This is a genomic window from Pontimicrobium sp. SW4 (genome assembly GCF_039954625.1).
Lineage (GTDB): Bacteria > Bacteroidota > Bacteroidia > Flavobacteriales > Flavobacteriaceae > Pontimicrobium.
On sequence record NZ_CP157199.1, the window covers coordinates 3,340,802 to 3,362,068 of the forward strand.

Here is a 21,267-nt window from a genome sequence, read left to right on the forward strand (position 1 = left end):
GTCAAAAAGGAATTTTAAAGGTTAATCCAACACCACGTGTGCTTTCTAAAGCTATGCTAGGATCTTGTTTAAAATATTTACGTAGTCGACTTATAAATACATCCATACTTCGACCAGAAAAGAAATCATCACTTCCCCAAACGTCTTTAAGTAAGTTATCTCTCTTTATCATTTGATTTTTGTTTTTGTATAAATACTGAATTAATTGTGCTTCTTTTTCAGTAACATGTTGTACAGTATCATTTATCTTTAAGTGATAATTTAAAGGGTCAAAAACATAGTTGCCTATGTTAAAACTATGTTCATTTTTTGAGGATACTAATACCTTTTTCGAACGTTTTAATATATTTTTTAGGCGAAGTACTAAAATGTCTGCTTCAAATGGTTTAACGATATAATCATCGGCGCCTAGTTTCAAACCTTTTACTTTATCTTCTTTCATCTTTTTTGCCGTTAAAAACACAAAAGGAACTTCAGGATCTATAGTTATTATTTTTTCAGCTAGAGTAAAACCATCCATTTTTGGCATCATAACATCAAAAACACAAATGCTAAAGACATGATTTTTTGATAGTGAACTTTTAAACAGTTCCAAAGCTTCTTTTCCATCCTTTGCCCAAGTGACTTCAAAATCGTGAATTTCCAGATATTGCTTCAAAATAGATCCAAAATCAAAATCATCTTCAGCTAATAATACTTGAGTTTTATGCATTAGTTTAAAGGTATTTTTATAATAAAGTTGCTACCCATATTTATTTCACTAGTAAATGTAATAGATCCGTTATGAGCTTTAATAATTTGGTTAGTATAATATAAACCAAGTCCTAATCCTTTTGTATTATGCAGATTCCCTTGACTTACTCTATAAAATTTATCGAAAATATATTGTTGATTTTTTTCAGAAATACCAATACCATTGTCCTGAATTTGTATAATATAGTTGGTATTCTGTAATTCAGTTTTAATTTTGATATCTATACTCTCAGTTCCATATTTTACAGCATTTTCGAGAATATTTAGTAAAGCAGTTGTAAAATGAAATGTGTCTATCCTAATTAATACTTCAGGAGAATAAACCTCATTTTTTATTGAAATATTTTTATGCTGCGTTGAGAGTTTAAAATCTTCAATAAGATTGTTAAAATAAAGATTATCTATTACTTGCTCTTTATGTAATACAATGTCTTTTGAACTCAGGCTATTAGTCATTACTTGATCAATAAGTTTTTGTAAACGATTATTTTGCCTATCAACAATGTTTAAGGTGTTATTAAAAGCTTTTTTAGATTTTTGAATATCAATATTTTTTAAACTTTTGGAGGCAATGCTTAGAGTAGCTAAAGGGGTTTTGAGTTCGTGAGTAATATTATTAATGAAATCAGTTTTAACGGCAGTAATCTTTTTTTGATTGATTAGCTTTTTGATAGAATAGTATAAAAGGCCTATCACAAACAAAAAGATTAATAAGGATGCTAATAAAAGAGTTGTCATTCTTTTTAAAACAATTTCTTTCCAATCTTTAATTTCTATAGATTCATTTGTTCTTACTTCTAAATCATATGAACGTGAAATTAGATTATCTCCGGAGTCATCAAAATAATCAAATTCAGTAAACCATCTAGCATCATTGATTGTATTACCATCTTCTAAAGCAAAATCATCACCAAATAGTTTTAATTGTGTATTAGGAGTAGATGAATAAATACTATCTAATGTATTATTTTGAAAAATGACAATACTTTCTAGTGTTTTCTTAAACTTTATATCATATGTCAACCCTAATGCTTCTAGTTTTTTCTTGTAGTAAGTAATGAAAATTAAATTTATGCTATCAGCTTTAAGTTTAGCTTCTTTTACGACATCATCTTTAGAGATTCTTTTGTTTATATAATCTGATAAGTGATTACTTAAATCACCTCCCCAAGCATCAGAAAATAATGAATCTAATACTCTATCACGACTAATATCGATATTAGAAATAACGCTTTTAGTTTCTTTAATAAAGGCATCTTTTTCTAATTGATAAGTATTACTTATTAAATATGCTTGTATTACAGATAAGGCCAATAACGCGAGTATTGATGTTATAATTAATATGGTGTTTTTGTTTTTCATGTGTTACATTCAACAATTCAAAAGTATTAATAAAGCTAAGTTTCACATTATAAAACGACCTCATTAACCGAACGTTAACGTTGAATACCTTTGAAGATGCTTGTTTTTAAGGAAAGATGTCTAAAGTTAATGATACAGTACATTTTTAGCTAAGTACATTAACTCTTCTATTAACCTCTACTTAACCTGTTTATCTATTCAGGCTTCTCACTTTTGCTTAAAATTTAAAGCACTAATATAAAATTATCAAAACTAATGAAAGCAACAATCTGGATTCTTGTATCCCTAATTACACTTTTTAGTAATCAAGAAAAAAACCTATTAAATGAAACTCCTTCTGAAATATTGGAAATAGAAAGCTATTTAAACTCTATAGATGGGTTTAGTGGTGTTGTTTTAATAGCTAAAGAAGATAGGGTATTGTTTAATAAAGCATATGGATATGCACATTTAGGACATAAAGTTTCAAATAATATAAATACAAAATTCTCATATGCTTCAATTGGGAAATCTTTTACAGCTGTATCAATTTTTCAATTAATTCAAGCAGGAAAGTTATCATTAGATGATAATGTTGGGAAGTTTATTCCTGATTACCCTAACCAAGTCGTAAGAGATTCTGTGACCGTTAGGTTACTTCTAATTCATAGAAGTGGTATGCCTAATTATTTTGGTACAGAAGAATTGAAAAATACTTCCAAAGATATTTATAGGAATATGAACGATTTAGCATCATTGTATGAAAATAAACCAATGGAGTTTAAGCCAAATGAAAGATTCTCGTATAGAAATACAAACTATATACTACTTGCTAAGATTATTGAAGAAGTTTCTAAAATATCTTATGAACAATATATAGAAGACAATATTTTTTCTATAGCAGGTATGAAGAATACGGGATTATTTGACATCGATCATCCTATTGAAAATGCTGCAGAAGGATATACACTTTCGAATATACATCCTAACAAGTTTCAAAAAAATATTTTTATGGGAACAGTCAAAGGTAGTGCGGCTGGAGGAGGGTATACTACAGCAGATGACCTATATAAGTTTGTGTTAGCATTTAAAGAAAATAGACTGTTGGATAGCAATTACACTAACCTCATGAAAACTCAAAAATCTGATGATGAATGGTATGGTTACGGAATGCAATTTCCAGATACAGCAGATTCAAAAATGTATGGTCATAGTGGAGGTCATTTTGGAGTTGGATGTGAATGGAGAGTATATGAGAAACAAAATTATACTGTAATTATTTTAACTAATAAAGATGCAGATCAAGGTTTTTTAGATGCTAGATTCTATATACACAAAATTTTAGCCAAATCAACATCAATGATAGATAGTTATTTCTATACGAAACAAGTCATAGAGGCTTGTTTTGATAAAGGCTTAGAATATGCAAAATATATGATTCAAAATAATGCAGAAAGTTTGTCTGAAAGGGATTTGAATGCGAAAGGTTATGAAATGATAAAAAGAGGATATTACAAAAAAGCAATTCAACTTTTTAAACTGGAAGTATATGCTTTTTCTAAGTCGTACGATGCTTACGATTCTCTTGGCGAGGCATATATGGAAGATGGAGATATTGAAAAATCTATTCAAAACTATGAAAAAAGTCTAGAACTAAATTCTGAAAATAAGAATGCTATAAAGAAATTAAAACAGCTGTCTAAAAATAAATAGACGAATTATTTCTCTACCTAACCTAGATTTTTAACTAAAAAGAAAATTATGAATCAATCAAATAAAAGAAGTTATTTACTAATCTTATGCTTATCATTTTTATCTACTATAATGCTTGCTCAAAAGCATGTAACTATACATAAAAGATCTGCTGTCATAAAGATAGATGGTGAAGTAAATGAAGCAGATTGGAAGAAACACATTATAAAGGGGGATTTTACTCAAACTAGACCAGATAATGGTAAGCCATCAATAAGAAATACAGAAATAGCTTTACTACAAGATGAAAGTTACCTTTATGTTTTAGGAATACTGTATGTTAAAAATCGTGAAGAAATAAATAATCAATTAACTGCTAGAGATGATTTAGGTAGTTCTGATTTTTTTGGAATACAATTAGATCCCTTTGGGGAAGCTAGAGAAGGATACGACTTTACTGTAACTGCTGCAGGAGTACAATTTGATGAAAAATTAAGTAGAAAAAGTGGATATAATAACTTCAATGTTGTTTGGGAAAGTGCTGTAAAATTATATGATGATAAATGGATAGTAGAAATTAAAATTCCGTTTAATAGTATTCGATTTCCTAAAGAAAAAACGGACAGTTTTAAAATCAACTTTCAAAGAATGTCTACAAAGTTGAACGAAGAATCTTTTTGGAATCCTATTAAACTAGAAGTTGATGGTTATTTAAATCAATTTGGAGTTTTAGAAGGTTTAACAAATATTAATCCACCGTTAAATCTATCTTTTAACCCTTTTGTTTCTGTGGTTAATGAAAAAAGCCCAACAGGAGATAATAAAACAACAATTAATGGAGGGTTAGATTTAAAATACGTGCATAAAAATGCCTATACTTTGGATATGTCTCTAATTCCTGATTTTAGCCAGGCTCCATCAGACGATCAAATATTTAATCTATCGCCTTTTGAAGTAAAGTATGATGAAAACAGACAGTTTTTTATAGAAGGAACAGAGGTATTTGATAAAGGAGGGTATTTATACACTCGTAGAATTGGAGGAGAACCAATTAATAAAAACAATATTGATTTAGTTGAAAATGAAGATATTATCGAAAACCCAATAGCATCAAACATTTTAAATTTATTAAAGATTACGGGCAAATCAGAAAATGGCTTATCTATAGGGGTTTTAAATGGAATTACGGCTAAGAGTGATGCGAAAGTGTTAAATACAGTTACAGGGACAACCAGAGAGGTAACAACAAACCCATTAACTAATTATAATTCTATAGTTGTAGATAAAGCGCTAAAAAATAATTCGTCAATAACATTTTTAAACAATTCGGTACTAAGAAGTGGGCAAGAATATGATGCCAATCTAACAGCATTATTATATAGATGGTTTAATAAAAATAGAACATATTCTATGTTTTTCAAAAAAGCTATTTCTCAAAAATATGTTTCTAATAGCAAAGATCAATTTGGACATGAATATTTTGCATACCTGTCAAAAGTTAGTGGCAATTGGACAGGAGGAATATCAGCAAAACTACTGGATGATAAATATGACAATAATGATTTTGGTTTTTTAACAAGAAACAATCAATTAACTTTTAGAGGAAATGTAGCTTATTCTAACAATAACCCAAAGAACACTTTTTCTAATTACAGAATAAATTTTGATCACTCACAGCGTTATTATCATAGTTTAATGGAACTTGAACAAGCATATTACAAGCTTAACGCAAGCGCTACTTTTAAAGAGAATAATCACACAATTTTTACAGATTTTACATACTTACCGAAAGGACAAAATTTTTATGAAGCTAGAGCTAAGGACAGACATTTTAATATACCAGCTCAAACAGAACTATTTTTTGAGTATCAAACAAACAGAAATAAAAACTTTTCATTTGCAGGATATACAGTATTTGTAAAATACTATAATTCCAATCTTTATAAAAATGAGTTTATTGCTGGATATGGCTTAAGAGCAAGAATAGGACAGCACTTATTTGCATATTTTAGTCAAGATTTAGAAAGTAAACCTAAAGGAGTTGGGTTTATTACTAATCAAGGTAATGATATTATTTTTGGAAAAAGAAAGATTAAACAACTAAACAATGCCTTAACGATTAACTATTCAATAAATTCTAAACTAAGTATGTCTGCAAGACTTCGTCATTATTGGATACAAGTGGACTATAGTGAACAATTAACACTATTAGAATCTGGTGATTTTAGTAATAATAATTATAATATCAACCCAAATGATTTTGATGATAACTTTAATTCATTCAATATAGATTTTCTTGCAAAATGGCAATTTGCTCCTGCTAGTGAATTAAGTTTAGGTTATAAACTTGGAGCTAATTATTATGACGATGATATTAAATCATCATATTTCAATAATTTAAGTACAACTTTAAAAGAAAATAGTAGTAATACTGTATCGTTAAAAATGACTTATTTTTTAGATTTTAATAAGTTTAAACAAATAAAACTATAATTAAATATAAAATAAAAAGCCGCATGATGCGGCTTTTTATATTTGAATTCTTTGTGTTTGATTAGAACTTATAGCTCAATCCAAACGTATAATAACTTTGCAAATCGTTATCGGCATCTTCTAGGGCTACACCTTGGTAGTTTGCAGCTTCTTGTTGGTTACTTCTTAAACCAAAATCGAAACCAACACCAATCATTTTCCATAATGTGTATCCAAATGAGTTGGTCCAAGTCCAGTTAGATAAGTCACTAGACTTATAACTTTGAAATGTTGAAAAATTAGTTTTAAAGTTAATAGCACCTATTTGTCTTGTATAATCTGCAACAATTTTAGCACCCATTGAAGAGTCAAACACGGTATCGCCACTGCTAAACACAAAGTTGTAGTTTAATGGATGAATTACCACAATTAAATTTTCAACAGGAGTCCATGTGGCACCAGCACCGAGGTCTAAATAGCCTGGGTCATTAAAATTATTTAAAAGTGTAGTTCTATAGTCTGCTAAACCTGAGATAGCAAATTTTTCACTAAGTTTTCTACCGTAAAGTGACGATAAATTAAATACATCAGTGGTTGGATTAAAACTGTCATCATCTAAATCTGTATCCTTGTTATCTAATTTTACCCAATTTAAATTGGTAGATAAAGAGTTTCTCCAAAAGAATTTATCTTCAATAAGGTTTGCATATCCATTTACAGTAAAACCAATGTTTCCTGAAGAGTTATTTGGTGTTCCTTGTGAGTACCAGTTTTTGAAATTTGATAGACTTCCACCAATAGTTCCAAAAGCACCAACTCTCCAACCTGGTAAGGCATCAATTTGTGCTTGAATGGCATTTGCTTCTCCTTGAGCAGCATCAGCTTCGGCTTGTTTTTCAGCTTTTTGTGCTTTCAACTCTTCTTTTGTTTGTGCTTGTGTGAAAGCTATAGCACAAAAAAAAGTGGCTAATAATACTAATTTTTTCATTCGATTTAAGTTAATTGTTTTTGTAGACTTTTTGTTTAGAATTATAGTTAAGACCCTTCAAAAGCAGTTAAGTCACAACTTTTTAAGATTTAAGTTTTTTATAAAGAGGCACTGAAGAACAAGCCTCACCATACATTATAGATTTTGCAATAGGTTTTAACTTCATTGTAAGTTGAATATAAGCGTTTTCTGGAATAGGTTTGTTAGAACAACCTTTTATAATGATTGGCTTATCTTGAAATTCAGTAATATCTAAGTTCGAAATAATATCTTGGTAAATAGAAGTTTCTAATGTTTTTAAATCGCCTATAACAGTTTTAGTAGCATAAGGTTCTAGATATGTAGACAACAGCATATAAGCCCAAGCAGGAATAATGGCATCAGACGAACAACTTAAAGCAACAAAACGACCATTATACTGTTTCCAATGGTGTTCACTAGCTTGTTGTCTAAAATCTTTCTCACGTAATACTAAGCCTTCCAATAACCAATCTTTAATATCTAAAAGAACACGTGCCCCATCTGGATAATAGTCTTCTAAGTCTATGGTTATTAATTTACTATTCGCTACGCGATTTATGATTTCGTCTGTCATTTTTTTATTGATGATATAAAGTTAATATAAATAGAGTTGTATTACTAGGCTATTTTATCAGTTTAACTATATTTGGATAGAAATCTCCAATTTTTCCTTTTTTAATTTTAGTTGCAAATAATATAGGTAGTATAATATTAATTATACAAAGGATTATCCATATGTAAAACGAAAGAATAAAATTCCCTGGACCAATTTCTAAGTGTACAATTTTTAAAAACGCGCTTGACGTAAGTATTAAAAATGCAATAAAGCTCCATACGATTTGAAAATTCAATAAATTAGCACCAATACTCTTTAATCCAATTATTTTATCTTTTTTTGTTATCCATAAAATGAATGGAATTACAAAATTAGCTAAGGGAATTACTAAACCAATTAATACAGATAAGTGAAAATAAACTAAAAAATTTGTGTCAGTTTGTTTTCCGTAATCTAAAATATCTTCAGCGTTTAAATCTAACACATCGCAAATTAAATGAAGTGTTTTTCCTCGAGGTTCACTTTCATTATTTTCAATACGTTGAATTGTTCTTAAATTAACTTTAGCAGATTCAGCTAATTCCTCTTGAGATAGACCTTTTTTCTTTCTTACGTTTCTAATTTTATCACCTAATTCATTCATAACTAATTTTGTTTAATTTTTGTCAAAACTACTTATGAAACTATCTTTTTGATAACGGTTTTTATACGGCATTTTTACGACATTCTTGCAGATAACCTTATTTAATAGAGTATAGTCTTTTATTTTTATTAAAAGAGGCGTAAGATGTTAATCTACAGCATACCCAATTCTAACTTTGCTTCTTCGCTCATTAAATCTTGACTCCAAGGCGGATCAAAAGTAATTTCTACTTCCGCGCTTTTAACTTCATCAATAGACTTAATTTTTTCTTCAACTTCCATTGGCAACGTTTCTGCTACTGGACAGTTTGGTGTAGTTAGAGTCATTAAAACTTTAACTTCGTAGTCTTCATTAACAAAAACGTCATAGATAAGGCCAAGTTCATAAATATCTACTGGAATTTCTGGGTCGAATATTGTTTTTATAACGCGAACTATTTTTTCGCCTAAGGCGTTTACATCTATTTGTGTTGTGCTCATTATTTTACTTGCGTTTGGTATGCTATGGCATACATTTTTATTTGTTTTATCATACTTACTAAACCGTTAGCTCTAGTTGGTGACAAATGTTCTTTTAATCCAATCTCGTCAATAAAAGTTGTGTCGGCGTCAATAATTTCTTGAGGTGTTTGGTTTGAGAATACTCTAATTAAAATGGCAATGATGCCTTTAGTAATTATCGCATCGCTATCTGCAGTAAAAACTACCTTGTCGTCTTTCATTTCGGAATGAACCCAAACCTTACTTTGACACCCTTTAATGATGTTGTCATCGGTTTTATATTGATCTTCAATAAGAGGTAAAGACTTGCCAAGTTCTATCATATATTCATAGCGTTGCATCCAGTCGTCAAACATAGAGAACTCATCAATAATCTCGTTTTGTATATCTTTAATTGTCACAGCAATTTATTTTATGCAAAAATACAATTCCTTATTGTTTTATGGCTATTTTTTTAAAAGATAGAAGCTTTTCTACCAATGCTTTAATTTCTTCTGGTGGATGACCATGATCGAATGTATTTGACCTTATTTTATTATCACCATCCTTAATAATAAGTGTTGCATGAGCTGCACCATCATATTGTCTCATAGACGTTGGTGCCACCAATTTTGGTAACTCTTGAATATTAATTTTAGATAACAACTCTAAACTTTCACTCCAGTCTTTTTCAGAACATTCATAAGTTTTATATTCTTTTCTATTTAGATCGTTACAAATGCTAAAAGAATTATTTGATACTGAAATCTCTTCAAAAAACCCTCTGGAAACAGCTTCATAGGTTATTGTGATAGTGTCTTGTCGTTCTTGTAAAGCAGTTAAGTTTGAAGTCATATTATTACATTCTTTAGGTAGTATAAATATAAAAAGTATTGTTAATAGTAATTTCATAATTCAAAAAATAAAGGTTCAATTTAATGTACAAAAAAGACGCCAATTTTGGCGTCTTTTTATGTTTTTTATATTTATACTAATTTTAGTCAGCCATAGTAGCTCTAAATCCATTAGAAGCAAAAACAGCATCCATTCTAGATTTTTGACCTTGAGTAAACATATACATACAACTGTCATCAGAATAATCCATAAAGTTCATAGTCATATTATTACTTCCGCATTCAACGGTTGGATAAGTGGGACATCCTCGACTTGGACCATCTGCATCTGGAGTATCAGCAACAAAGTCGCTAGCACCACATCCACCATCACCCCAAATGTGACGTAAGTTTAACCAGTGTCCAACTTCATGAGTAGCAGTTCTATCAGTAGCACCAACAAAATTTTTGGCTAGTACTACACCATCTGTTGCCCAATTACCACCTGGAAACTGTGCGTACCCTAAAATTTGGCCTCCTCTATATGGCATAGAGTTTACAATCCAAACATTTAAAAATTCTTGAGGATTTACAACGTTACTTCCCCCTTTAGAAGAAAACTTCATGTCATCATTTGGTCTCCAGCTTCTTTTTTTAGAATTTTGGACTCGAATTACATCTTCAATAACAAAATCGATATCTACATTCGCTTCAACTCCTGCAAACTCTGAAGGCATAGCCCCTCTATTTGGGTTTTGTAAATTAAAATCTTCATTCAACGCATCTATTTGTCCCTGAAGAACAGATAATGGTAAATTTTCGCTTGAAGTTCTATAAATTACATGAAAAACAACAGGTATTTGAATTTTACCGTTTACTAATCTTAAATTTTCGCCATTTTCGATAAACCTTCTTGTTTGGTCTTCAATTTTTGCCATTTTACTAATTATTGAAGGGTCATTTGAAATATTTTCCTCTAATATTTCCATAGTAAAACATTGCTTTTCGGCTTGTCCCATTGCATTATTGATTTCTTCTTGATTGAGCTCGTCATTGTTAAACTCTTCTTTTGAATCATCGCTACAAGCGGTAAAAATTAAGGCTATTACAGCCATACTTAAAAGTACTTTTTTCATATTTGAATAATTGATTTATGTTAATAATTGAGAATATATTAATATTTTAAGAAATAATTAACATTTTGTTAAGAAAAAAATAACTTTTTCGACAAAATGCATAATTAGAAATATGGAAAATTTTTCTTGAAAGATTCAACTAAATGATTTTCAGATAATTATGCTAAGAAAGCATTTGAGAAGCTTTTTTTATTGCTTGAAGAAATGTATCAATTTCTTCAAACGTGTTATAAAAGGCAAAAGAAGCACGAACAGTTCCAGAGATTTTATAGAAATCCATAATTGGTTGCGCGCAATGATGACCAGTTCTGACAGCGATACCTAGTTTATCAACAATAGAACCAATATCGTATGGATGAATAGAACCAATATTAAAGGAGATTACAGAGGTTTTATTTTTTGAATGACCATAGATTCGTAAATCATCAATTTCTAAAAGCTTTTTAGTTGCGTAATTGAGCAACTCGTTTTCATAAGTTGCTATATTCTCAAAACCAACAGCATTCATATAATCTATAGCTGCTCCAAAAGCTATTCCACCACAAATATTTGGTGTGCCAGCTTCAAATTTATGTGGTAAATCAGCATACGTAGTTTTCTCAAAAGTGACTTCGGCAATCATTTCACCACCACCTTGGTAAGGCGGTAATTTATTTAACCACTCTTCTTTTCCGTAAAGCATACCAACTCCAGTTGGTCCACACATTTTATGAGCTGAAGCTACGTAAAAATCTACATCTAGTTTTTGTACATCAGGTTTTATATGAGGGCAAGCTTGCGCGCCGTCTACCAAAACAGCAGCACCTACTTGATGTGCTTTTTTTATTATTTCTTCAATAGGGTTTATGGTTCCTAACGCGTTAGAAATATGATTGACAAAAACAAGCTTGGTTTTATCTGAAAGTAATTTGTCAAAAGCACTCATAATCAAAGTGCCATCTTCATTCATTGGAATTACTTTTAATGTAGCTCCAGTTTTTTCGCAAAGCATTTGCCAAGGCACAATATTACTATGATGTTCTAAGGCTGATACTATAATTTCATCATCAGAATTTAATAAAGACGCAAATCCGTTAGCAACCAAATTAATACTGTGCGTAGTACCAGAAGTAAAAATTATCTCATGGGCTTTTTCAGCATTAAAATGTGTTTGAATTTTATGTCGAGCCTCTTCGTATTTATCTGTGGCTTCTTGACTTAATGTGTGCACACCACGATGTATGTTGGCATTATAATTACTGTAATAATCAACTATTACATCAATAACTTGTTGAGGCGTTTGTGAGGTTGCAGCGTTGTCCAAATAAATCAAGGAATTCCCATTTACTTTGCGTGAAAGTATTGGAAAATCTTTTCTTATAGCTTTAACATCTAGCATGATTTAGTTTTGTGAATTGAGTGTTAGACTATAAATCGAATCCAATACTAACACCTAATTTATTGGCTATTAACTTGTTAATTCGATTTTTCAACTCAGGTATTTTTACGCTTTGTAAAACATTATTCGCAAAAGCATACATTAATAATGCTTTGGCTTCTTTTTCAGGAATGCCTCGAGAACGTAAATAGAACATTGCGCTTTCATCTAATTGTCCAATTGTACAACCATGAGAACATTTTACATCATCTGCAAAAATCTCTAATTGCGGTTTTGTATTAATAGAAGATTTATCACTTATTAATATATTGTTATTTGCTTGAAAGGCATTGGTTTTTTGTGCCTCTTTTTCAACTACAACTTTTCCGTTAAATACACCAACCGAATTGTCAGCAAAAATACCTTTATAGTCTTGATGACTTTCACAGTTTGGTTCAATATGATGGACAAGTGTGTTATGATCTACATGTTGTTTATCGCCAATAATAGTAATGCCTTTTAGTGTTGAATCAATATGCTCTCCATTTTGGAAAAAGCTTAAATTATTTCTAGTTAGCTTTCCTCCAAAAGAAAACGTATGTACAGAGACATGACTTTGTTGTTTTTGGTTGATATATGTATTATCAATTAAAGATGCGTTTTGCTCATCGTTTTGTACTTTATAGTAATCTACAATAGCACGTTTGTTTGCAAAAATTTCAGTAACCGAATTTGTTAAAACTGGGTTAGATGTTAAACTTTGATGCCGCTCAATAATTTGCACATGAGAGTTTTCACCAACAACAATCAAGTTTCTAGGTTGAAGCATTAAAGCCGCTTCATTTCCTGTTGAAAAATGAACAATTTGAATAGGTTTTTCTGCTAGTTTATTTTTTGGAATATGTATAAAAGCACCTTCTTGAGAAAATGCCGTATTTAATGCGGCTAAACTATCGTCTTTTGCAATCTTGTTAAAGTAATTCTCAATAACTAAACGGTACTTTGGTTTTGTTAAAGCGGCAGACATTAAGCAAACATCCATACCATCGTGAGTAGTTTCAGAAAGATGAGAAGAATATTTACCGTCTATAAAAATAACTTTGTAAGAATCGATATCGTGAATAAAGTATTTTTTGACATCGCTATATTCTAAAGCATTTTCTTGCTTAGAAAATACACTATAATCTTCTTTTAAAATTTTATTTAAAGACGTGTATTTCCAAGCTTCATCCTTTTTATTAGGGAAGCCTTTAGTTTCAAAAGTTTTGATGGCTTCACTTCTAATATCATGAACATAGGTGTCTACATCTACTTGATTTTCGAAAGCTAAAAATGATGATAATAATTTTTCTTTTAATTCCATGTTTTCAGTTTTCAGTCACAGTCTCAGTTTTCAGTAAAAAAATTAAGAATGAACTGCTTACTATTTATGTTTTCTAGTATTTAGTGATGAGCGAGCAAACTGCTTACTGCGACTAAATACTGCGACTGTATTTAAGCGTTCACTTCTTCTTTTATCCAGTCGTATCCTTTTTCTTCTAACTCGTGAGCTAATTCTTTTCCTCCAGATTTTACAATTTTACCATTATGAAGTACATGTACGAAATCTGGCACTATGTAATCTAATAAACGCTGATAATGCGTAATAACAATGGTAGCATTATCTTTACTTCTAAGTTTGTTAACACCATTTGCAACAATGCGAAGTGCATCAATGTCTAATCCAGAATCTGTTTCATCAAGAATTGCCAGCTTAGGTTCTAACATTGCCATTTGAAAGATTTCATTTCGTTTCTTTTCACCTCCTGAAAATCCTTCGTTTAAGGAACGTGATAAGAACTTCCTGTCAATCTCTAGTAATTCAGATTTTTCGCGAATAAGCTTCAACATTTCATTAGCTGGCATATCCGCTAAACCACGAGCTTTACGAGTTTCGTTGATAGCAGTTTTCATGAAATTAGTTACAGTCACTCCAGGAATTTCAACAGGATATTGAAATGACAAGAAAATGCCTTTATGTGCACGCTCTTCGGCAGATAATTCGTCAATATCATGATCTTCAAGAAGTATCTCCCCTTTTTCAACTTCATATTCTTCTTTTCCTGCAATAACAGAAGCTAAAGTGCTTTTTCCGGAACCATTAGGCCCCATAATCGCGTGTACTTCTCCAGCTTTAACCTCAAGGTTAATGCCTTTTAATATTGTTTTATCTTCAACACTTGCGTGTAAATCTTTAATCTTTAACATATTAATCTTTTCCTATGGTTATGATTTCGCTTCCTTCAGGATTTGGTTTGCTAACTTTTAATATTTCTTTTATTTCAACTCGGTAATTCCACCCTTCTTCATTTTCGGGTTTGAGTGTAATTTTACCTCTTATTTCTACAGGAACCATGTCTGTATCAGCAGTTTTATATTTAATGACTTGTTCATTCAATTCATGCATTTTTTCGTCTATAACAACGCCATACATCTCATTATGAGTTTGTAAAACAGCTGCATCAGCATAATAGATAAATTCACCTTTTAGAAGTGTTAAACCATCACTTTGTTTCTCAGTCTTTTCTGTAGTATCTGGTTTTTCTAAAGTAGTATTTTCATCTGATTTTGGTTCGTTTTTACAGCTTACAAATACAATAATTGCTAATAGTAAAAGTATTTTTTTCATAGTATATTAAATTTTATCCTACAGACCCTTCTAAACTTATTTCTAATAATTTTTGAGCTTCAACTGCAAATTCCATTGGAAGTTTATTTAAGACCTCTTTACTAAAACCATTTACGATAAGAGCAATGGCTTTTTCAGTATCAATACCTCTTTGGTTACAATAAAAAATTTGGTCTTCTCCAATTTTACTAGTAGTCGCTTCATGCTCTATTTTAGCAGACTTATTTTTTGCTTCTATATATGGAAATGTATGTGCACCACATTCATTACCCATTAACAAACTATCACATTGCGAAAAGTTTCTAGCATTTTCTGCTCGTGAATTAATTTGTACTAAACCACGATAACTGTTTTGAGATTTCCCTGCTGAAATACCTTTGCTGATAATGGTGGACTTAGTATTTTTTCCTAAGTGAATCATTTTCGTTCCAGTATCAGCTTGCTGATAATTGTTGGTAACAGCAATTGAATAAAATTCTCCAACTGAGTTATCTCCTTTAAGCACACATGATGGATATTTCCATGTTACTGCACTTCCAGTTTCTACTTGTGTCCAAGAAATTTTAGCGTTTTTTTCGCATAAACCTCTTTTAGTTACAAAGTTGTAAACACCACCTTTACCTTCGGCATTTCCAGGATACCAGTTTTGTACTGTGCTATATTTTATTTCGGCATCATCCAAAGCAATTAATTCTACAACTGCGGCATGTAGTTGGTTTTCATCCCTACTAGGAGCCGTACATCCTTCAAGGTAACTTACATAACTGCCTTCATCAGCAATAACTAGTGTTCTTTCAAACTGTCCTGTTCCTGCTTGATTAATTCTAAAATAGGTTGATAATTCCATAGGACATCTAACGCCTTTTGGAATATAACAGAAAGAACCATCACTAAAAACGGCAGAATTTAATGCTGCATAAAAATTGTCTTTTTGAGGGACAACTGTTCCTAAATATTTTTTCACTAGTTCTGGATACTCTTTTATAGCTTCAGAAATACTCATGAAAATAATTCCTTTTTCTGCTAATGTTTTTTTGAAAGTAGTAGCAACAGAAACCGAATCAATTACAACATCCATAGCAACATTGGCTAGCTTTTTTTGTTCATCTATTGAAATACCAAGTTTTTCAAATGTTGCTAAAAGCTCAGGATCTACCTCATCGAGGCTATCATATTTTGGCTTGCTATTTGGTGCAGAATAATATGAAATAGCTTGAAAATTTGGTTTTTTGTAGTGTACATTTGCCCATTCAGGCTCGATCATTTCTTTCCAAACTTTAAAAGCTTCTAAACGCCATTCAGTCATCCATTCTGGCTCTTCTTTCTTTTTAGAAATGGCTCGAACAATGTCTTCATTTAATCCAATAGGTAAAGTATCAGACTCTATATCTGTATAAAAACCATATTCGTATTCTTTGGTTTTAAGCTCTTCTCTTAAATCGTCTTCAGTATACTTGCTCATTTTTGTAAATTATAAGGAGAAACTTTCGCCGCAACCACAAGTTCGGTTTGCGTTAGGATTATTAAACACGAATCCTGTTCCGTTTAATCCTCCAGAATATTCCAAAGTAGTACCAATAAGGTATAAAAAACTCTTTTTGTCAACAATGATTTTTACGCCATTATCTTCAAAAACCTTATCGTCATCTTGCTGTTGTTTATCAAATTGCAAATCATACGACAACCCAGAGCATCCACCACTTTTAACACCTACGCGTACAAAATCTGTTGAGGCATTATAGCCATCATCTTGCATTAGCTGAACGACCTTCTTTTTAGCTGTTTCAGAAACCTTGATCATATTCTTATATAGATTATTTCTAAATAGAGAACAAATATACAATTTATGTACTGTTTTTAAAGAAAACCTAACATTATATTAGCTAATAGTTAGATAGGTTTTTGTTATGCAAAGCAGATTAGTTATTTACCTTTACAACCATTGCATCTTTAAGGCCATTATTTTCTATAATGTCGTAATCATTGCTTTCAGTTTCACCAACAATGTAGATGTCGCCTTGAGTAGTTTCTAAAACATCAAAAGCGAAATCTAATCCAGAGCCACCAAAGTTTTTCTGATCTAAAAGTTTGCCATTTGCGTTAATTTTAATGACCCAAAAATCATTTTCTCCATAATTAGAAGTTACAGCCTTATCGCTACTTTTTGAGTTTCCTGCGATTAGAAACCCATTAGTTGAAGCAGAAATTGATGTTGCATAGTCAAAATTGGAACCTCCATAGGTTTTTCGCCATTTAACACTTCCATTATCATCTATTTTAACAATAAAGAAATCGGAATTTCCTTTGTTTAAGAAAACATCTTCATCAGTGCTAAAAGAATTTCCTGCTATTATATATGCATTATCATTAGTTTTTACAATAGATCTAGCTTGGTCAATTTCGGAACCACCAAGTGATTTTTCCCAAAGTAAATTGCCTGCTGTATCTAATTTAATAACCCAATAATCGTAAGAACCATAGCTATTAGTAATATCAAAATCATCACTTTCTGAAAATCCTGTAACTACATATCCTCCATCATTGGCTTGCACTACATCAAAAGAGCGATCATTATTTGTGCCTCCAAAATACCTACGCCATTCTATATTACCACTAGCATCAAGTTTATGACACCAAAACTCACCAATTCCATGTCGTTTGGAGTTGTTGATTCTAGTGTTCCCAAGCCCTCCCGAAGCTGTTACATCCAAGAAGCCTGTCATTAAAAACCCTCCGTCGTTTGTTTGTATAATTGAGTAAGAATGATCATGACCAGAAAAGCCATAGCTTTTTTCCCATAATATATTGCCGTTTGCATCTAATTTTAAAAGCCAATTATCATGAAAACCTTCATTATTACTTGCGTCACCATCACTACTCATGCTATATCCCGTTATAGCAAAACCACCATCATTTGTGGCTACTACTTTTTGACCAACATCATCCCCACTACCACCATACGTTTTACTCCAAAGCAGGTTCCCATCAGGAGTGATTTTAATTAACCAATAGTCGTTTTCTTGTAATGTCTTATCTGTAATATCTCCATCAATACTATTTGTATAACCGAATAATGCTAAATTGCCATCAGAAGTTTCTATTATTGAAACAATATGATCCTCTTGTGAACCTCCAAAAGTGTTTATAAAGGCAACATCATTAAAAATGGACATATAGCCATCATCGCTATCTTCAAAACAAGAAGTAGAGCTGATACAGAATACCATACAAAAGAAATAGGATAGTTTTCTCATTTTAACTTCCGCTTTTGCGAATAATAAATAAACCTCTTTCAATATCACTAATGATTATGTTACCGCTAGCAAAATAAGGATAAACATTCCATGCTCCATGAAAGGATGTGCTATTGTTTTCTGGATACGTATCAAAAGAACCAACTTCGGTTATTATGCTGTTTTCTATATCAGAAATATCAATGATTCTAACGCCAGACGTATAATTTGCTTGATACAGTAAATCTCCTTTGACATATACATTGTGATCTATAGACGTTGTTGGTCCAAGGTGTTGCATATGGAATGTTGGGTTGTCTAAATCTGTAAAATCAAACACCAAAGTCCTAGTTCTTGTATTATAATTAATCTCATCTGTTTCATCTCCAAGAATAAAGTATTTTTGGTCTTCAGTAAACCATCCTTGATGAGTAAAACCAATATTAGAGTAAGAGATACTAGATATGTTGGTTGGGTTATTTTTATCGGTTACATCTACAATAACTACTTCATTTTCGTTGCTTCCAATTAGTATTTCACTATTAGCGTAATCTGTATCAGGGCCATTATAAGTAACTACTTGAGCATCGTGAGAATACGAATCGTTTCCATAACCACCAGCTGATGTTGGATTTGTTGGATTTTGAATATTCACAAAATGTGGACCTCCATTATAAGTATTAGTTCCTACAGCATAAGCAAAACCAGTATCTTCATTAATTACTATATTATGTGCATTTCCAAATTGTGTATAACGAGCATCTTCAGTAAAAGTCTCTGGAGCTGATGTTACATCTCTTAATCTTGACAAATCAAAAACTTGCATACCATGTCCTGATGCTTCACTAACTACAAATGCATGGTCATTGTAAACTTTTACATCTCTCCATGAACTATTAGTTGTTGCTGTTGGTAAAATTCCAACTAATATAGGATCTATAGGGTTTGAAATATCTACAAAAGAAACTCCAGAAGATGTACACATTAAGGCATATTCCTTTCCTGTAGCTGAGTCTGTCCATCCCCAAGAATCATTTCCTTCAATACCTCCTTTTAGTTCTTCTAAAGTTATGTGGGCTAGTAAATCATAATCATTACAAGGAAATACTCCTGCAAATCCGTTTTCACATATTACATTAGTGATATTTGGAGTGGGATTATTATCGTTAAACGTATTGTTTTTAGAGCAACTTTGCTGAAAAACTAATATAAAAGTTCCCAATAAAACAGTTAAAAACGGTGTTTTAATATTTTTCATGTAATTCTTTTTTAAGTACTAAAATACTATAAAAAAAGATAGCTGCATGCGTGCTCTTATAAAAGTTAACTATATGTTAATTTGTAGATAAAATAATTGTGTAGTTATGCAATGAATTATTTTTATGAGCAGATTATACAACCTAACCATTTTTAATATGAAATCATTTTTAAGACTAGCAGCCTTTCTAGTATGTCTACAATTAACAGCTCAAAGTACCCCTTGGAGTGCAGATTTGATAACAACGCCTGAAAAGTCTAACTACCAAAAAACCTCAACTTACGCTGAGGTAATGGATTTTATAAAAGCAATTAAAAGTAAATCTAGTTTAGTGCATCTTGAATTTATGGGGAAAAGCATGGAAGGAAAAGACATTCCAGTTGTTGTAATGGCAAACCCAAAAATAAGTTCACCTCAAGAAGCTAAAGATTCAGGGAAACCAGTTATGTATGTTCAAGGGAATATTCATTCTGGAGAAGTTGAAGGCAAAGAAGTGTTGCAGCAATTAATGCGAGATATTTTGTTAGGAGATAAGAAGCACTTACTAGATAATCAAATTATCATTTTTGCACCAATATATAACACAGATTCTAATGATAAAATGGAGAAAGGTAGACGACCATCACAAGAAGATAGTCCTGTTGAAGTTGGCATTAGAGCCAATAGTCAAGGGTTTGATTTAAATAGAGATGGTGTTAAAATGGAAGCTTTTGAAACTGAAGGATTAGTCCAAAATGTTATATTAAAATGGGATCCTGAAATGTTGGTCGATTTACATACTACCAATGGTACTTGGCATGGATACGGAATAACTTACGCACCAAGTTATCATTATGCTGGTGAAAAAGCACCTTACGATTTTACATGGAATACTATGCTGCCAAGTATTGTAAAATCTATTGATAAAAATTATGGTGTTAAACTAGGACCTTATGGAGGATATTCGCTACGTCAAGGTTGGCCTGCGAAAGCTATTTATACGTACAATCATCATCCAAGATACATTGTAAACCAAATGGGTTTAAGGAATAAAGTGGGTATTTTAAGTGAAGCCTTTGCGCATGATCGTTTTTACAAACGTATGAATGGTACCTATGGTTTTGTAGCTGAAATTTTAGAATTCACGCATAATAATGGCAAGAAAATGGCAGAGATTAATGCTAAGGCAACTCAAGATGCTATTGATAATGTAAAGCAAAATGCAGGTAGCGCAAAAAAAGGAGTACGTTTTAAAATGGTTCCTTTAGAGGACACCTTTACTTTAAGAACTTACGATTATATTACTTATAATAATGAAGCTGGTGAAGAAAGATACATACGTTCTGGAAAGATTATAGATATTCCAAATGTTCAAAATTACTCAAAATTTGAAGCAGAAGTAGAAAGCACCTTACCAAGAGGTTATTTTTTACCTAAATCTATGAAACATATTGTAGATCATTTAAGAAAGCAAGGTATAGAAGTAACAGAATTGAAGGCATCGAAAAAAGCAGTTGGAGAGGAGTTCATAATGTCTGATTTAAACCTCTCGAAACGTAAGTTTGAAGGTCATTTTATGGCAAATGCTAAAGGAGAATTTGTTGCTAAAACAAAAAGATTTAAAAAAGGAGATTATTGGATAGATATGGCGCAACCATTGTCAAACCTTATTTTTTATATGTTAGAACCACAATCAGATGATGGTTTAGTAACTTGGAATTTCTTTGATGATTATTTTAAAGAAAAAGGGATTGAGAATAAACCTGTAGCATATCCAGTTTTTAAATATTATAAACTTAGATAATACTATATTTCATCAAAAAAGAGCACCTAAATTTAAGGTGCTCTTTTTGTTTTA

General features: G+C 31.2%; 20 protein-coding genes. 3 read left to right on the top strand and 17 right to left on the bottom strand.

The window, feature by feature from the left end:
- Window position 1: 1 nt before the first annotated feature.
- The gene (locus tag ABGB03_RS15315; protein WP_347923606.1) at window positions 2-712 is read right to left on the bottom strand and encodes a response regulator transcription factor; all 711 of its coding nucleotides are present in this window, start codon (window positions 710-712) and stop codon (window positions 2-4) included.
- A complete protein-coding gene (locus tag ABGB03_RS15320; RefSeq protein ID WP_347923608.1) occupies window positions 712-2,115 on the bottom strand; it encodes a HAMP domain-containing sensor histidine kinase in 1,404 nt (467 codons plus the stop codon). The genes ABGB03_RS15315 and ABGB03_RS15320 overlap by 1 nt, the downstream gene beginning before the upstream one ends.
- A gap of 255 nt (window positions 2,116-2,370) precedes the next feature.
- Here ABGB03_RS15320 and ABGB03_RS15325 point away from each other — a divergent pair, with 255 nt between their 5' ends.
- Complete coding sequence (locus ABGB03_RS15325) at window positions 2,371-3,807, top strand: serine hydrolase (protein WP_347923610.1); 1,437 nt, start codon at window positions 2,371-2,373, stop codon at window positions 3,805-3,807.
- Between the two features lie 48 nt (window positions 3,808-3,855).
- Window positions 3,856-6,279, top strand: a complete 2,424-nt coding sequence (locus tag ABGB03_RS15330; protein ID WP_347923612.1) for a DUF5916 domain-containing protein — start codon at window positions 3,856-3,858, stop codon at window positions 6,277-6,279.
- A 61-nt stretch (window positions 6,280-6,340) separates the two neighbouring features.
- Here ABGB03_RS15330 and ABGB03_RS15335 read toward each other — a convergent pair whose 3' ends face one another.
- The 15 genes from ABGB03_RS15335 to ABGB03_RS15405 all read right to left on the bottom strand — a co-directional run bounded on the left by ABGB03_RS15335 (window position 6,341) and on the right by ABGB03_RS15405 (window position 19,430).
- The gene (locus ABGB03_RS15335) at window positions 6,341-7,246 is read right to left on the bottom strand and encodes a DUF3078 domain-containing protein (protein WP_347923614.1); all 906 of its coding nucleotides are present in this window, start codon (window positions 7,244-7,246) and stop codon (window positions 6,341-6,343) included.
- Window positions 7,247-7,328: 82 nt separating this feature from the next.
- A complete protein-coding gene (locus ABGB03_RS15340; RefSeq protein ID WP_347923616.1) occupies window positions 7,329-7,841 on the bottom strand; it encodes a DUF2480 family protein in 513 nt (170 codons plus the stop codon).
- A gap of 49 nt (window positions 7,842-7,890) precedes the next feature.
- On the bottom strand, window positions 7,891-8,466 hold the full coding sequence (locus tag ABGB03_RS15345) for a helix-turn-helix domain-containing protein (protein WP_347923618.1): 576 nt from the start codon (window positions 8,464-8,466) through the stop codon (window positions 7,891-7,893).
- A gap of 152 nt (window positions 8,467-8,618) precedes the next feature.
- Window positions 8,619-8,945 carry an iron-sulfur cluster assembly protein gene (locus ABGB03_RS15350; RefSeq protein ID WP_347923620.1) on the bottom strand — a complete coding sequence of 109 codons (327 nt, stop codon included), beginning with the start codon at window positions 8,943-8,945 and terminating at the stop codon, window positions 8,619-8,621.
- Window positions 8,945-9,367 (bottom strand): SufE family protein, encoded by a 423-nt coding sequence (locus ABGB03_RS15355; protein WP_347923622.1) that lies wholly within the window; start codon window positions 9,365-9,367, stop codon window positions 8,945-8,947. Before ABGB03_RS15355 ends, ABGB03_RS15350 begins: the two co-directional genes overlap by 1 nt.
- A 31-nt stretch (window positions 9,368-9,398) precedes the next feature.
- Complete coding sequence (locus ABGB03_RS15360; RefSeq protein WP_347923624.1) at window positions 9,399-9,857, bottom strand: hypothetical protein; 459 nt, start codon at window positions 9,855-9,857, stop codon at window positions 9,399-9,401.
- Between the two features lie 85 nt (window positions 9,858-9,942).
- A complete protein-coding gene (locus tag ABGB03_RS15365) occupies window positions 9,943-10,914 on the bottom strand; it encodes a zinc metalloprotease (protein ID WP_347923626.1) in 972 nt (323 codons plus the stop codon).
- Window positions 10,915-11,077: 163 nt separating this feature from the next.
- Complete coding sequence (locus ABGB03_RS15370) at window positions 11,078-12,292, bottom strand: cysteine desulfurase (protein ID WP_347923628.1); 1,215 nt, start codon at window positions 12,290-12,292, stop codon at window positions 11,078-11,080.
- A 28-nt stretch (window positions 12,293-12,320) separates the two neighbouring features.
- Window positions 12,321-13,634, bottom strand: a complete 1,314-nt coding sequence (gene sufD / locus ABGB03_RS15375; protein WP_347923630.1) for a Fe-S cluster assembly protein SufD — start codon at window positions 13,632-13,634, stop codon at window positions 12,321-12,323.
- A 131-nt stretch (window positions 13,635-13,765) separates the two neighbouring features.
- Window positions 13,766-14,518, bottom strand: coding sequence for a Fe-S cluster assembly ATPase SufC (gene sufC / locus ABGB03_RS15380; RefSeq protein WP_347923632.1), 753 nt, complete (start codon window positions 14,516-14,518; stop codon window positions 13,766-13,768).
- 1 nt (window position 14,519) lies between these two features.
- Window positions 14,520-14,939 carry a hypothetical protein gene (locus ABGB03_RS15385; protein WP_347923634.1) on the bottom strand — a complete coding sequence of 140 codons (420 nt, stop codon included), beginning with the start codon at window positions 14,937-14,939 and terminating at the stop codon, window positions 14,520-14,522.
- Between the two features lie 13 nt (window positions 14,940-14,952).
- The gene (gene sufB / locus ABGB03_RS15390) at window positions 14,953-16,401 is read right to left on the bottom strand and encodes a Fe-S cluster assembly protein SufB (RefSeq protein WP_347923635.1); all 1,449 of its coding nucleotides are present in this window, start codon (window positions 16,399-16,401) and stop codon (window positions 14,953-14,955) included.
- Between the two features lie 9 nt (window positions 16,402-16,410).
- The gene (locus ABGB03_RS15395; protein WP_347923637.1) at window positions 16,411-16,740 is read right to left on the bottom strand and encodes an iron-sulfur cluster assembly accessory protein; all 330 of its coding nucleotides are present in this window, start codon (window positions 16,738-16,740) and stop codon (window positions 16,411-16,413) included.
- 118 nt (window positions 16,741-16,858) lie between these two features.
- On the bottom strand, window positions 16,859-18,193 hold the full coding sequence (locus ABGB03_RS15400; RefSeq protein ID WP_347923639.1) for a hypothetical protein: 1,335 nt from the start codon (window positions 18,191-18,193) through the stop codon (window positions 16,859-16,861).
- A gap of 1 nt (window position 18,194) precedes the next feature.
- Complete coding sequence (locus ABGB03_RS15405; protein ID WP_347923641.1) at window positions 18,195-19,430, bottom strand: choice-of-anchor B family protein; 1,236 nt, start codon at window positions 19,428-19,430, stop codon at window positions 18,195-18,197.
- 157 nt (window positions 19,431-19,587) lie between these two features.
- Here ABGB03_RS15405 and ABGB03_RS15410 point away from each other — a divergent pair, with 157 nt between their 5' ends.
- Window positions 19,588-21,213: a M14 family metallopeptidase gene (locus ABGB03_RS15410; RefSeq protein ID WP_347923643.1), complete on the top strand. Its 1,626-nt coding sequence runs from the start codon at window positions 19,588-19,590 to the stop codon at window positions 21,211-21,213.
- The last annotated feature ends 54 nt before the right edge of the window (window positions 21,214-21,267 follow it).